Source organism: Lachnoclostridium phytofermentans, from assembly GCF_000733755.1.
Taxonomy (GTDB): domain Bacteria; phylum Bacillota; class Clostridia; order Lachnospirales; family Lachnospiraceae; genus Lachnoclostridium; species Lachnoclostridium phytofermentans_A.
Genome location: NZ_JPOF01000008.1, coordinates 147,269 through 161,540 on the forward strand (window position 1 = coordinate 147,269; position 14,272 = coordinate 161,540).

Below are 14,272 nucleotides of genomic sequence, written 5' to 3' on the forward strand. Positions count from 1 at the left end.
TAGTTGTTCAAAAATATTATTTTTGATTTTGATGGCGTAATTATTAACTCACATGATGTTCAAGTAAAAGCTCTTACAGAGTCATATAAGGTTGTATGCGGCAATGGAACCCCGCCATACGATGATTTTTTTCGCCTTAGCGGGGACAGTTTAAAAAATATTTTTGAACAACTCAATCTTCCCCAAGCAATGGTTCCAATTTATCAGCAGATTAGTAGAGACAATATCGATTTGATTAAGATTCATGTTGGAATGAGTGAACTGCTAAGAAAACTTAATGAATCAGGTTGTAAGTGTGCTTTATGTACTGGAAAAGATCGCAGTAGAACAATTGAAATACTTCAATATTATAATTTGGAGAAATATTTCATGAGCATTGTATGTTCTGATGATGTGCAAAATCCAAAACCACACCCTGAAAGTTTGCTTTATATTATGAAAAAACTAAACGCATTAAAAGACAATACCATAATGGTCGGTGATGGAATTAATGATATTCTAGCTGCTAAAAATACAGGAATAAAATCAATCGCAGTTACATGGGGGGATATTCCTGGTGATATATTGGTTGACTATAAACCAACTTATGTAGCAAACACTGTTTTCGACTTAATGACTCAGATATATGATGGTAGGGAGAGTAATGAACAGATTAAATATGAATTTTCCGCAATACAAATATGATATTGTTATTCAGAATAGTTTTTCCAATATATCTAGTGAAATCGCCTCAGTTTGGTCGGGAGATAAGATAATAATTATTACTGATGATATAGTAGAAAAATTATATTTAGATCAATTATCGGTAGAGCTACATAACATATGTCCGGCAATATACTCCTATGCAATACCGAATGGAGAAGATAGTAAATGCTTTTTGGTATTAAATCAGATCTATGACTTTTTATTATCTAGACATGTTGAAAGGACTGATTTAATTATAGCCTTAGGTGGAGGTGTGATAGGAGATATTGCTGGATATGCAGCTGCTACATATTTACGAGGAATCTCGTTCATTCAAATTCCTACCACGTTATTGGCACAAATAGATAGCAGTGTGGGCGGAAAGGTTGCCATCAATTTTCATGGATATAAAAATATGATTGGTGCTTTTTATCAACCACTCTTAGTTTACATAAATACAGATGTTCTCAAAACTTTACCAGTTAGAGAGTATAAATGTGGATTGGCGGAAGCTATGGTTCATTCCATCATAGCGGATTCCAGTTTGCTGGAATGTATATGTGAAAATGCTTGCAACGGTAATGATACCAAAGATCATATTCAGGAATTCATCTATAGAAATTGTAGAATTAAAGTGGATGTAGTTTTGCAGGACGAAAAGGATAAAGGCATACGAAAAATATTAAATTTTGGACATACAGTTGGACATGCTATTGAAGGATTATATGGTTATCAATTCAAACATGGAGAATGCGTCTCTATCGGCGTGGTAGCAGCATTTAAATTAAGCGTCCACTTTAAACTTATTAATGTAGAAAAATTGATTTATATTAAAACTATTTTAAGTGATTTGGGTCTTCCAATAAAAATAGAGGGAATTGATTGGCTTAATGTTGTAAAAAGAATTCAATTTGACAAGAAGAGTAAATCTGAGAAGGTTGAATTTATTTTACCAGTTGATATTGGTGAAGTGATTAGCTATGAAGTTGATATTAATAGTACACTTGCTGAAATTTTAGCTGATTAAACTTTAGTGGAAGGACTTCCAATTGATGAATGAAAAATCTCATTATATTGTAATAGATAAAAAAGGAATGCTCAACCACAGACTTTTTTATCTACCGATTAATTCACATATTGAAGATGCAACTTTTAATAAACTTATTGCATTTACTTCAGACATAAAAAGAGAACAAATTAAGCATTTTCGATTTGATATTGATAAAAAGCTTAGTTTATATTCTGATTTACTAGTTAGAATTATTCTTTGTCAAAAGCTTTGCATAAATAATTCTTGCATTGAATTTGGTAAAGATAAATATGGTAAACCATTTCTTATAGGAAACCGTCATTTTAGCTACAATATATCACATACCAGGAGTGCTATAGCGGTAGCAATATCAGATGGTCCTGTTGGTATTGATATTGAAAAAGTTGAGAATGCTGAGTTTAGAATTGTTGATCGTTTTTTTACAGAGAAAGAGAAAAATTATATATATACGAATCAACAAGAAAAAGACAAACATTTTTATGAAGTTTGGACTAAAAAGGAAGCATACATAAAATATATCGGAAAAGGGCTTGCAATACCATTAAATTCTTTTGATGTATTTGATACTGAGATATCAAACAGAATTTGTACTTTTGAAATAGACGATTATATAATCTCCAGTTGCAACGAGCAGCCATATCAGGAAGATGATGTGTTTAAAATGACTGAAAATGAATTAGAAACAATGGCTTTTTCTCTTCTTGCATAACACTGTTTTTGGCAGAACGAATAAGCTCTTCCATCAGTTTCAATAAAATACAAGATATAAAATGTCAATAATTACGACTAGAAAAAGGTGCTTAATAGAATTATGAAAATTACAGAATTAGAAAAATACGAATATAATACGGAATATGATACATTTTGTTTTCATAACTGTGTCAAACAAATGTTGTCTTATTATGGGGTGAAAAATCCAAATATTTATATAGATATGAGCTTGTTTTTTAGAATTATAATTCATGATAAGGAGATTATTTTAAATAATACAAGCAAGATTATGTCCACATGTAGTGACATAATACAACCATATAATTATGCGAAAGAAGTTCCGAGAGAAAAGGTATGGCAAGAGAATCTAAAAGTAATAAAAGAGGGTCAACCAATCATAGCGGTAGTAGATTCCTTTTATCTAAGTTATTTTCCAACCTATAAAAAAAATCATGGTACGCACAGCATTATTGTAGACGATTACATTGAGGAAACAAATATGGTGAGTGTTCTAGATTGGATAGAACCATGGTGCTTCTATGGTAAAATTCCGTTAGAGGAATTCTTAGATGCGAGAAATTCATTGAATGAATTTGATGACGGTATTTTTAGTGGTAGTCCAATTTTAAATAAGTGGGCAGTGATTACAAAAAAACCTATGTGTACGAATGAACGAACTCTATTATTAAATCAGATTAAACTCTCGTATGAACGGTATTATGTAAAAAATGAAATTGAAAATGAATATAACGGAATCTATGCAACAATAAGATTGAAAGAATATTTTCAAGATTTACTGGATTATAGCGACAAAGAAAAAGAAAGATTATTAAAAAAGATACATAAAGGTTTATATTTTTTCAATCGCCGAAGAGACTTTTTTAAATTATTTTTGAATGAAGCATATGCCATATTAGAGTTGGAGCAAATTAGAGATTTGGCTAATGAAACTTCCAAATTGTACGTCGCTTGGCAAAAGCTGATCTTAATGGTTTTTAAAGCATCGTTAAAATTGAATAATGAGAGTATTTATAAATTAATAAATGCAATGGATGATATCATAGAAATGGAAAAATACAACAAGCTTTTATTTGAAGATATTATTAATAATGAAAGCATTATAGATCAAAAAGTGTCCAAAGAGTAGTACTAAGGCTTCGAGTAAGGTTTGCGCTGGCATTACGTTTATCAAATATTATTAAAAAGGGGAGTTATGATTATGCAAAAGAGTGAAATGATGAATGTAGATAGTTATCAGGAGTGGTATATGAAGAATAATAATACTAATACTCAATATCCGAATAATAAAACTTTACAGGAGCTATTTGAAGAGCAGGTAGAAAAAACTCCAGATAGTGTAGCGGTTAATTATGAAGGACAGGTACTTACCTATGCGCAGTTAAACACTAAGGCAAATCAAGTTGCACGCCTATTGTTGGACAAGGGTGTAAAGCCGAATGATATTGTAGCTATCATGGTAGAACAATCATTTGAAATGATGATTGGCATCCTAGGTATATTAAAATCTGGTGCAGCATATATGCCAATCGATTCTAATTACCCTAAAGATAGAATTAATTACATGGTTACAGATAGTAATGTTCGTATATTATTGGTGAATAAAGAAATAGCATTTAATGAAACGATTCAATGTGAAATTGTAAATTTAAAGGATGAAAAAATATATCATAGTAATGGGGAAAATGTGAAGGGTGTTGGCTCCCCGGATAATTATATGTATGTAATTTATACCTCAGGATCTACAGGAAAACCGAAAGGTGTTATGATATACCATTATGCATTTGCAAACTTAATTACTTGGTTTATAAATGAATTTGATATCACCTGTGAGGATAAGAATTTACTTATAGCATCTATAAGTTTTGATCTTGCACAAAAAAATCTTTATGCAACGCTATTAACGGGAGGTCAATTATTTTTAAGCGATGCGTCACCTTATAACTATAGCAATATGTCGGATATTATTGATAAATATGGTATAACCCTTATTAATTGTACGCCAAGTGCATTCTATCCTTTTATTGATTATAATATTAATTCAGATTATCATCGGTTAAGATCATTGCGGTATGCCTTTTTGGGTGGAGAACATATCAATGCCAAGAGAATTGGTAATATGCTTCAATTTATTAAATGTGAATTAGTTAATACCTATGGACCAACGGAATGTACGGATATTGTTTCCTCTTATAGAATAAAAAAAGAAGATTTAGATAGCGGCATATCTATTCCAATCGGAAAACCTATCTATAATACAGAATTGTATATTTTGGATGAGGATTATAATTTACTTCCTCCAGAGGGTGTAGGTGATTTATATGTGGGAGGAGTAGGTGTAAGTCCAGGGTATTTCAATAATGAGCTTTTAACTCAAGAAAGATTCATCACACTAGACCAATATCCTAACATGAGAATATATAAAACAGGTGATAGGGCAAAATGGTTATCAAATGGATATATAGAATTAGTTGGAAGAAGTGACTTTCAGATAAAAATAAGGGGTTATAGAATAGAACTGGAAGAAATAGAGGCGGTATTAGCAAATTATAGCGGTGTTAAGGGGACTATAGTTGGCGTAAGGGAAAGACCGGACGGCAGCAAATATTTATGTGCTTATTTGATGATGGATGGGGAATTATCTATTTTGGATATAAAGCAGTTTTTATCGAATAAATTGCCAGACTATATGGTACCTACTACATATCTAAAAGTAAATGATTTTCCGCTCTCCTCCAATGGAAAAATTGATAGAAAAGCATTAGATGAGATGAAGCTTGAGTCTGATGAATTGCCTAATGACAATGTAAATAAAATCAATATTGATTTAAATGAGGATAGTACGGAATATAAAGTAAGAGCAATATTTAAGGAATGTTTAATGAATAATATTATGGATAACCTTCAGATTAATGATGATCTGTCTGTATTAAATCTTGATTCGTTAATATTCATTAGACTGGTTGTGTGTATTGAAGATGAATTTGATATAGAATTTGACGATGAGAATTTGGACATGGATAAATTTGATACATTACAAAGTTTGATTTTATATATTGAATCTAAAATATAATAATTTGTTTGCTATCCATGTTATAGAATCTCGCTGGTTATAACCTAAGTGTCGAATAGCTGTTTACGCAATGAGCTCTAAAGCTATTCTTATTAAGCATAATATTGTTAATTGTTTTTGTATCTCTGAAAAAATAAAATAAGAAAATGGTGATTATTATGGGTAAAAAGAAGATATTACATATAAACAGCAAACCTTATATGAGAGCATTTCCTCAATATCTATTTTTAGATGCCATAACAAATAATGAATTTACTAACGCGGATAAAGTAGGTAGTATTACTATTCAAGGATTTAATAAAAACGAATGGAATTTCGATTTAAGAGACTCAGAAACAGAAATAGAGGATGAAACAATCCTTTTTTACAGAAAAGGATATGATTTTGATTCTCTAAAGTGTATGAATCGAAAAGCCAAAGAGAAGGATGAGGTTATCTTTCACATTGATTATGAACAATACACAAATCGGTGGGATTGCATTTTGTTCTATGTAGATAGAGATAATGATAGTGAGCGCATTGATTGTTATCCTGTGATGGATTATGTCTTTGGAAGATATTGCAGTGGTGATTTATTTTCTTTTATAGAAGGGAATTATAATATATATAAATGTGGCTGTGATAATTGGGATGCACCAGAATGGTATAAAATAAATATATGTAATGATGAGATATGCGCTTATTCTTCCTACGATGGAGCTGATTGGTCATTGGTACAGAAGAAGCAAATTGATGGATTGTCTCAAAGTGGCAACGTTACTCTTGGTTTAATGGTATGCTTATCCTATAATCAGTATAATAAATGGCTTTTCAATAATTATATTCAAATAAAATACATTAAAAATGATGGTCTAAGATATGCGGATTTCATTAATAGAGATTGGAAAAATTATGCGATTAATCCTTTGATTAAGTTTTCGTATGACAAGAAAAGATTTGTAAAAGAAGCGTATGCAGATTTTTGGAGCTATGTGGTAGCTAATATTGACCACTATAAATATATTGAATTATGGTTAAACGAATATTATATACCAAATCTACAAGCTTATCAGAGCTATGGAAAAATTCATGAGAGTCTAATATATGGCTATAATGAGGATGATCATACTGTTTATATGATTTCTACCTATGATGGAAAACCAATATTAAATATTGTTCCGATTGAAATAGTGGAATTGGCTTGGGAAAATGCAGGGGAATACAATTCAATAGCTAATACGTTTGAATTTGATCCGGATTCTGATAGTTATGATCTTGATATTCCACACATTTATGATAGGATATGTGATTATTTATGTGGAAGAAATAGTTCAGAAGATCATAAATATCTTGTGACAGAAGAAAAAGGGATATTCGGAATTAATATATATACGGAGATATTAAATAATGAAGATAATAAAAATGAATTTTTAACAGATTTAAGAATTGCATTTTTGTTAGAAGAACACAAAAAGTGTATGAAAGAGAGATTTAAATATCTTAATGAATGGGGACTTTTTCCTGAATATTATTACATAGAAATTGAAAAGTATATGAATGAGATTAATGATATGGCTAACGTAGTGTTATCATTAGTGATAAAGAATCGATATAGAAGACAAGAGAGCAAAGAGAATAAAATTTGGGATTTATTAAGAGCGCTTAGTGAAAGTGAGAAAAAGTGTTATAGTATTTTTAAAGGAATTTTAGAGTTAATATAAAAGTAAACAAATAACTAGAATAGTTCCGAGTTGGCGACCGATCACGGTTGTTCATTGATGAATGTCTCTACATAGTTCGTGAGAGGTGTTTTACTATTCGTAGATCCATTAGAATTTCTTGTTTTCTCAATTACACAAATGTCATTAGTGACGGAAGTCATAGCCAGAAATAGGTTATTTGTTGCTAACATATCCTTGGAAATCATAGTTTTGGCAAGAATCTCATATAAAGTATTTTTCAATTACTGAAAACTAACTTTACTTTGGGGAATTCACTGTAATTGGTAATTATAATAACCTTTTTTATCGGTATTTACACCATTCGGTACATATTACGCATTAAGGGATTACGTATCAATAATGAATTATGTTATTTTGGAGGAAAAGAAATGTCACTTGATTTTTTACTAAAGTTACCTAAACCAGAAGAACTAATAGAACAATATCCTTTGAATAATAACATTTTAAATATAAAAATACAAAGAGAAAATGATATTAAAAATGTGTTGTCGGGAAACTCTAATAAATTCTTGATTATAGTTGGACCATGTTCTGCAGATAGTGAAGATTCAATATTGGATTATATATTGCGATTAGCAAAACTTCAAGATGAATTGAAGAATGATATAATAATAATTCCAAGAGTATATACCAGTAAACCGCGTACTCGAGGAAGCGGATACAAAGGAATGTTACATCAGCCTATTAATAACGAAGAAGAGGATATGCTAAAAGGCTTAATAGCCGTTCGAAAGTTACACAAAAAAGTCATTGATTGTAGTGGGCTATCCGCTGCTGATGAAATGTTGTATCCTGAAGTCATTAGATATATTTCAGATTTGGTTTCTTATATAGCGATTGGAGCACGTTCGGTTGAAAATCAGGAGCATCGTATGGTTGCAAGTGGACTTGATATACCAGTTGGAATGAAAAATCCGACTAGTGGAAACATTGGTGTAATGCTTAATTCGATAATTGCATCGCAACAGAAACATAAATTTATCTACAGTGGCTGGGAGGTGGAGTCTTCCGGGAATCCTTTTACGCATGCGATATTAAGAGGATACATAAACAAAGATGGTCAAAACTTGCCGAATTATCATTATGAAGAACTATTAGATATATATAACAGATATAATTTAGAGGAGTTAAAAAATAGAGCTTTAATTGTAGATGTGAGCCATTCAAATTCTAAAAAAAATTATTGTGAACAAATAAGGATAAGTAAAGATATTATGAGAAGTCGTATGCTTTCTAGATCTATTAAAAAACTCGTAAAGGGTATTATGCTGGAAAGTTACATAAAGGACGGTAATCAAGATATCAAAGGGACCACTTATGGACTGTCAGTAACAGATTCATGCCTTGGATGGACGAAGACGGAAAGATTAATCTATGATTTAGTTGATATGTTATGATAGGGGTGACTAGCTATTAAAAATCAAGCTTTTCTTTTAAAAAACTGAGAAGAAAAAAGGGTAAGCTTAATAAATCATTATAAATTTAAAGTTGAGAAGTTTGTATTACTGTTGCCACCACTCAATTAGCGGAGTTTTGAAGAATCGAAGTCAATACTATTTTTCTCTAAGATAAAGATAAATTTGATAAGATTTTTGATGACATGCGAGCAGGCAACTCGGTGAGATTTACCTTCGTCTCGTTTCTTAGCGTAGTATTCAGCAAATACCATGTATACTGAATCAAAGGTATGCATAGATTTATAAGCGTAAATCAAAATAAGAAGACCCCCGTTTAACCATATGGCCTCCGTGTTACGAAATTCCTGATTCATAATACCCATGTACTAATCCGGCAAAGTACAGCATTTGAGCAGGTGAATTAAATGTGGATAAATCACCATATTCTGCATAGATAACTGCTGATGATAATGCACCAATGCCTGGTATGGTAAGCTATTTGGGCTCAATATCCTGAATCAGAGAAATGATTTGTTCTTCAATCAAGTTAAGTTATTTTGCGGATTGGTTGCATAGGTTAATCAGGCTTTGGAGTTGCAATGAAAAGATTTCATTATTTCAAGCGTTTGATTCCATTACTTAGCGAGATTACGAGCGTTTCACTCTATTTTGGAGGCTAACATTTATGACATCAAAAAGGGCTATTACTGATTAGCAATTCAGGCTCCTTATGGAGTGTCGCAAAAGCGATCTCTCCGAACATCAATGGTGTCAATGCAACCTATTATAAAGTTGTGCGGCGTCACTGCTCCAGTCAAACAGCTCACAGCTTTCTGGCCAAAAAAGTTGTTTAGTAGCATAATTGTTCCGGAAATCGTGTTATCATCCGGTAAACAACGAATTGTTTTCTGTTCAACATATTTAAACACCCTGCTAATGCTAGAGCGAATTGTTTATATGGTTATTTGGCTTCATTGTCTGAAGAGCTTCCTTTTTGTTTCACTCATAAGCTCCGCTTATCCGAGTTTGATGCTGTTGCTGTCAGCCAATATGGTTTCTGAATTGATGCACTGTTTTTTTACTGTGCTCCGAGCATAAATGCATTTGATATGACCTAGTTGATAAACCGTAAAACAAGGGGTTTCCTGTCATTATCCGGCTACAGGGCAGAAAGCTGTATCATCAATGATTGATATTACCCCACCAGCTGCATCGATCCTAGAATATATGTATTTAGCGGTCTAGTCCACTGACAGACCATTGTAATTATAGTGAACCACGATCTGCTACTTCAGGGTTCCGTGGACAGGTTTTTCAAGGACTGCATTCATATGTGGAATTCCTACCATAACGAGGGCAAAGCTATCGAGCGAGTCATAATGCTGATTTATAGAGTTATGAAGTCCCTTAAAATATCCGTCTCAAGATACTGGCATTCATCCATAAAGATTGTCTTATGCTTTTATCTGAGAAGATAACGAAGCCGTTCCTATATGGAGATAAACATAAGATATTTTCTGTTGCTGGTGTCATGTCCCAGTTGAGTACACAACTGCCGGTAAAACTCTGATTCGATAAATGTTAAGAGGCAGGTATAGAACATTAAAAAGGTTTTGTTTAGACTATCGGAAATGCAACGCAGAGCAAAGGGTTTACTCATATTGGGAGGCGTTACCAGTCCGATACCGCGGGTGTTCTTTAAGAAAGACAGTTGGTTCTGAACCTCAAGATGATCCCTTGATTGGAATGTGTCATTTATGGGGGCTGACTTATCAAAAGGATAGAAGCTAAGTTCGTAAAAAGTGTTAATATATGATCACCACCTCCAGTTATGGAATAATCAAACAAAGTTTAAAATAGTTAAAAGCTAGCGCTACTTTAGAGAAAGAGTGATTTGTAATGTATATATATGGTTGCCCAATGAACTACGGTATTAATGCAAAAGGTCTAGATAACAGTATTGAATATTTGCAAAAAGAATTAATAAATAAAAGAGTTGGAGACGTTACACATATTTCTATCGATTTGTTAAGATGCTGCAAAAGAAAGGAAACCAACAATCAAAAGTTGAAAATGTTAAATAGCGTATTAGCTACATGTAAAGTAATAGCAGAAAAGGCAGATAAAATAATTAAAGCGGGGGAAATTCCATTATTTATTGGTGGAGATCACAGCGCATCTATTGGTTCAGTTTCTGCATCTAGTAATAATTATGATGATCTTGGTTTGCTTTGGATTGATGCTCATCCCGATATCAATACAGATGATACTACAATTACAGGAAATATACATGGTATGTCTGTTGCATCCCTACTAGGATTAGGTAGTGCATCATTAACAAAAATATTGAATGATATAAATAAAATTAAACCCAAGAATATAGTAATGCTAGGATTGAGAGCCATCGACCCACCTGAAAAAGCTTTATTGGATGAGTTGAAGATTAAGTATTACACCCGTAGTGATATAAAAAAAATAGGGATCCATAACTTACTGGTAAAAATAGAGAAATATTTAGATAATAAAAAAATACATGTTAGCATTGATATCGATGTAATGAATCCTAAAATTATCCCAGGTGTTTCAGTGCCTGTTGAGGACGGGTTGGAAATCAGTGAAATGAATTATACGATATCTTTTGTTAAAGCAAGAATGAAAGTAATAGCTTGGGATATTGTAGAATTCAACCATTATTATGATATAGAGGATAAAACTGCTAAGTATATTTTATACATGATTGATAGTATATGTGAAAGAAATACATTGTTAGTATAAAATTACTATGATTTCTGATGGTTGTAGCATGGATTGGACAAGATATGGCATTTAATGAGTATCGCATAATATATGAACTTAACCATAAGGATGTGATATTATATGTGTACGGGAATACAAATCAGTTATTGAAGCCAGGAAACGGTATTGCGTTTTGGGACAGATTGGAAAAGCGATTTTTAAGGGATGAATTTACTCTAAACAAAAATTACCGTAATACTAATCAAATTACCAGATTATGTAATTAAAGCTTTGCTATGGAAGTTTTGCAATTTAAATATTCTATTGGTAAAGACTGTTAGTAAGTGGGAAGAATTACTGGCTGTTACAGCTAGATATGCATATCAACATAACACGGAAGATTTGCGGAGATTAACTGAATTTTTAGAACAAAGGTAATTGATCTATTACCGCAAGATAAAAACTATTGCTCAAGAATATGGGGCTGCGGATAGAGCTCCGTTCTAAATATGACGGTTTAAGAAATCTAAAAATTATCAGAAGTAGTAGATAATAACGAAAAAATGGTTGTTGTACAATTTAATCTTTGGATCTTTACTGATACTAATAAGCTGATTAATCAATTTTTCAGACTCTCTCTTATTCTTTAAAATGATTAAGGGAAGAAAATGAAAAATGTAGGGTCTGCAATTGAAAATTATCCGTCTGCTTTAGAGTATTCAAAAGATATACCGGTAGTAGGACCTTATAACATGTTGACCGGTGAGAAAAATCGTGTCCAGAACTGTCTGACTGTCTCTAACCTGAAGCTTGATGATGTTTTTAGTGATGTCTTCGGCAAATCTTCCAAATCAATTACCTGCTACCTGCTTGACCATCCCGGTGAAAGCTTTGATGTTTCTCCTTTCATTGACGGACGATGTAAAACTCCCATCGAAGAAATCCAGGCTGCTATTGATGGTGCCATTTCCCCTGAGCAGGCTATCAAACTTCGTCAATGTCTCGCACACATTGATGAAATTGAAGCCCACAAGAAGGAAATCGAGCAGGAAATACTTCACATTGCAGAACCCTTTTCTGCTGTTTTGGATTTTCTCTATAAGCGCTAGCTATTGGTTTATCTACTAGTATATGGTAAAATATAGAATAATAAAGGTACGAATGTGAAAATTGGGAGGATTACAAAATGAGAAAATTAAAATGTTTTTGTCTAGCTTTTATTATGTTTATAGTACTAAATTTAGTTCCTTTTTCTAGTGTTGTTAATGATGCAAATATTATTGTTGCTGAAGCTCATTCTGGTAGAACCGATTCTAGAGGTGGACATAAGGATAATAAGAATAAGAGTGGATTAGGTAGTTATCATTTTCATTGCGGAGGCTATTCAGCACATTTACATGACAATGGGGTATGTCCTTATAAAAGTAGCAGTAAGAACCAAAGTTCTAATAAGACATCACAGAACAGTAATAAGAAAAGTAATAAAACATCCAACCAACCATCTTCAAGCAAAAACAACTCAAGTAAAACATCAACTACAATAGAAAAGAATATAGTAAAAGAGGTTCAATTAGCATTGAATAAACTTGGATATGATTGTGGGGATGCAGATGGTATTAATGGGAAAAAGACAAAAGCAGCCGTTAAGAAGTTTCAAGAAGATAATAATCTTACAGTAGATGGTATCATTGGGAAAGAAGTAAAAAAAGCATTAAATATAAAGTAATTGAAATATAGCTTATAAAGGTAGCAACATTTAACCACAGAATGGAAACAATTAGCGATTTAACTCGTCTAACCTATAGAACAACTAAAATAGTCATGGAATAGGAGCAGAATATGAAAAGATTAATTTCGTTACTTGTGGTTGGTATCTTTACACCAATTTTATTATCAGGCTGTGGAACAAAGATTTTAACGCCGGGTAGTAGAACTACAGAACCGGATAGTAATGCGCTTTATCAACCTAGTATAACTGAGGTTGGAGAAGTAGAGGGCACTGACCATGATGTAAAAGACAGCCATCCTATGGTCATGATCAATGGAGAACTCTACTATGATACAGGCAAGGAAAGTGATATTGGAGCCAGATGTGGTGTAATGGATGGAAAGATTCTCTCTACAGTTGACGGTTCAGATATTCCGACGGAGGATAATCAATCGAATTTTGGTAGTGGATATGAATATCAGTATGTTGGAGATGGTGGCATTGATATTGTGATTGATCAAAAATGGATTCGATTTGAAAAAGAATCCAAAAAGAATACAGAGTCTATGAATAATTCTGAAATGGATGCTTGGGGTGTCGAGCTAACTGCTAGTAATATCACACCAACTGGGTTGACTTTAGAATGTAATCAGTCAGGAGGTCAACCGTCGGGTGAATTGTCTACAGGTAGTCGATTTTGGCTAGAAGTAAAAACAGAGGATCAATGGACACCAGTAGAAACATTAAAGTTAGAATATGTTGTTGCTTGGACATTAGAAGGTTGGATAATCACTAAGAATGGTAGCACAGAATGGAAAGTGAATTGGGAAAGGCTCTATGGTGAACTTCCTTCCGGAAGTTACAGAATTGGTAAAGAAGTGATGGATTTTAGAGCTACAGGTGATTATGATACTAATGATTACTATGCATACTTTGAAATCGAGGATTAATCTTGTGGTCTCCTTATTGATGAATAGGTAAGGAGACTTATTCATGCAAGGTATGTTTGTGAATCAAATAGATATGGTGATATCAATAGGAATTAATTGACATGGAAATTTTACATAGTATATTTGACAGATAGTAATTTCCGTGCGAAAGCTTTTTGGCATAAGACAGTTGATAAGTTTTCATGTCATAAATATACTACAGAAGAAAAGATAATTGACGGGA

11 protein-coding genes and 1 pseudogene are annotated in these 14,272 nt (G+C 32.5%); 11 read left to right on the forward strand and 1 reads right to left on the reverse strand.

What is annotated here, in order from left to right; all coding sequences use genetic code 11:
• The first annotated feature begins 3 nt into the window (after window positions 1-3).
• From CC92_RS0119265 to CC92_RS0119295, 7 genes are all read left to right on the forward strand, one after another.
• A complete protein-coding gene (locus CC92_RS0119265; protein ID WP_051650613.1) occupies window positions 4-684 on the forward strand; it encodes an HAD family hydrolase in 681 nt (226 codons plus the stop codon).
• Window positions 644-1,711: a 3-dehydroquinate synthase gene (gene aroB, locus CC92_RS0119270; RefSeq protein WP_029505417.1), complete on the forward strand. Its 1,068-nt coding sequence runs from the start codon at window positions 644-646 to the stop codon at window positions 1,709-1,711. Before CC92_RS0119265 ends, aroB begins: the two co-directional genes overlap by 41 nt.
• Before the next feature lie 25 nt (window positions 1,712-1,736).
• Complete coding sequence (locus tag CC92_RS21930; RefSeq protein ID WP_051650612.1) at window positions 1,737-2,444, forward strand: 4'-phosphopantetheinyl transferase family protein; 708 nt, start codon at window positions 1,737-1,739, stop codon at window positions 2,442-2,444.
• Window positions 2,445-2,546: 102 nt separating this feature from the next.
• The gene (locus CC92_RS0119280; protein ID WP_029501879.1) at window positions 2,547-3,593 is read left to right on the forward strand and encodes a BtrH N-terminal domain-containing protein; all 1,047 of its coding nucleotides are present in this window, start codon (window positions 2,547-2,549) and stop codon (window positions 3,591-3,593) included.
• A gap of 72 nt (window positions 3,594-3,665) precedes the next feature.
• Window positions 3,666-5,537 carry a non-ribosomal peptide synthetase gene (locus CC92_RS0119285; RefSeq protein WP_051650611.1) on the forward strand — a complete coding sequence of 624 codons (1,872 nt, stop codon included), beginning with the start codon at window positions 3,666-3,668 and terminating at the stop codon, window positions 5,535-5,537.
• Between the two features lie 158 nt (window positions 5,538-5,695).
• Window positions 5,696-7,237 (forward strand): hypothetical protein, encoded by a 1,542-nt coding sequence (locus tag CC92_RS0119290; protein ID WP_029501877.1) that lies wholly within the window; start codon window positions 5,696-5,698, stop codon window positions 7,235-7,237.
• Window positions 7,238-7,626: 389 nt separating this feature from the next.
• Window positions 7,627-8,655, forward strand: a complete 1,029-nt coding sequence (locus CC92_RS0119295) for a 3-deoxy-7-phosphoheptulonate synthase (protein WP_029501876.1) — start codon at window positions 7,627-7,629, stop codon at window positions 8,653-8,655.
• A 354-nt stretch (window positions 8,656-9,009) separates the two neighbouring features.
• Here the strand turns inward: CC92_RS0119295 and CC92_RS23685 are convergent, their stop codons facing one another.
• Window positions 9,010-9,144, reverse strand: a complete 135-nt coding sequence (locus CC92_RS23685; RefSeq protein WP_081842010.1) for a transposase — start codon at window positions 9,142-9,144, stop codon at window positions 9,010-9,012.
• 1,410 nt (window positions 9,145-10,554) lie between these two features.
• Between CC92_RS23685 and CC92_RS0119300 the strand changes: the two genes are divergently transcribed.
• The 4 genes and pseudogenes from CC92_RS0119300 to CC92_RS0119320 all read left to right on the forward strand — a co-directional run bounded on the left by CC92_RS0119300 (window position 10,555) and on the right by CC92_RS0119320 (window position 14,049).
• A complete protein-coding gene (locus CC92_RS0119300) occupies window positions 10,555-11,430 on the forward strand; it encodes an arginase (protein WP_029501875.1) in 876 nt (291 codons plus the stop codon).
• A gap of 713 nt (window positions 11,431-12,143) precedes the next feature.
• Window positions 12,144-12,488 (forward strand): annotated as a pseudogene (locus tag CC92_RS21235) (IS110 family transposase); the annotation flags it as partial.
• A 125-nt stretch (window positions 12,489-12,613) separates the two neighbouring features.
• Window positions 12,614-13,117 (forward strand): peptidoglycan-binding protein, encoded by a 504-nt coding sequence (locus CC92_RS0119315; protein ID WP_155998597.1) that lies wholly within the window; start codon window positions 12,614-12,616, stop codon window positions 13,115-13,117.
• 113 nt (window positions 13,118-13,230) lie between these two features.
• Window positions 13,231-14,049 carry an immunoglobulin-like domain-containing protein gene (locus CC92_RS0119320; protein ID WP_029501871.1) on the forward strand — a complete coding sequence of 273 codons (819 nt, stop codon included), beginning with the start codon at window positions 13,231-13,233 and terminating at the stop codon, window positions 14,047-14,049.
• Window positions 14,050-14,272 lie beyond the last annotated feature (223 nt).

Excerpts from the sequence above, each read along its gene's own strand:
- CC92_RS0119280 (WP_029501879.1), top strand. The coding sequence starts at position 2,547 with ATGAAAATTACAGAATTAGAAAAATACGAATATAATACGGAATATGAT.
- CC92_RS21930 (WP_051650612.1), top strand. The coding sequence starts at position 1,737 with ATGAATGAAAAATCTCATTATATTGTAATAGATAAAAAAGGAATGCTC.
- CC92_RS0119295 (WP_029501876.1), top strand. The coding sequence starts at position 7,627 with ATGTCACTTGATTTTTTACTAAAGTTACCTAAACCAGAAGAACTAATA.
- CC92_RS0119290 (WP_029501877.1), top strand. The coding sequence starts at position 5,696 with ATGGGTAAAAAGAAGATATTACATATAAACAGCAAACCTTATATGAGA.
- aroB (WP_029505417.1), top strand. The coding sequence starts at position 644 with ATGAACAGATTAAATATGAATTTTCCGCAATACAAATATGATATTGTT.
- CC92_RS0119285 (WP_051650611.1), top strand. The coding sequence starts at position 3,666 with ATGCAAAAGAGTGAAATGATGAATGTAGATAGTTATCAGGAGTGGTAT.
- CC92_RS0119315 (WP_155998597.1), top strand. The coding sequence starts at position 12,614 with ATGTTTATAGTACTAAATTTAGTTCCTTTTTCTAGTGTTGTTAATGAT.
- CC92_RS0119300 (WP_029501875.1), top strand. The coding sequence starts at position 10,555 with ATGTATATATATGGTTGCCCAATGAACTACGGTATTAATGCAAAAGGT.
- CC92_RS0119320 (WP_029501871.1), top strand. The coding sequence starts at position 13,231 with ATGAAAAGATTAATTTCGTTACTTGTGGTTGGTATCTTTACACCAATT.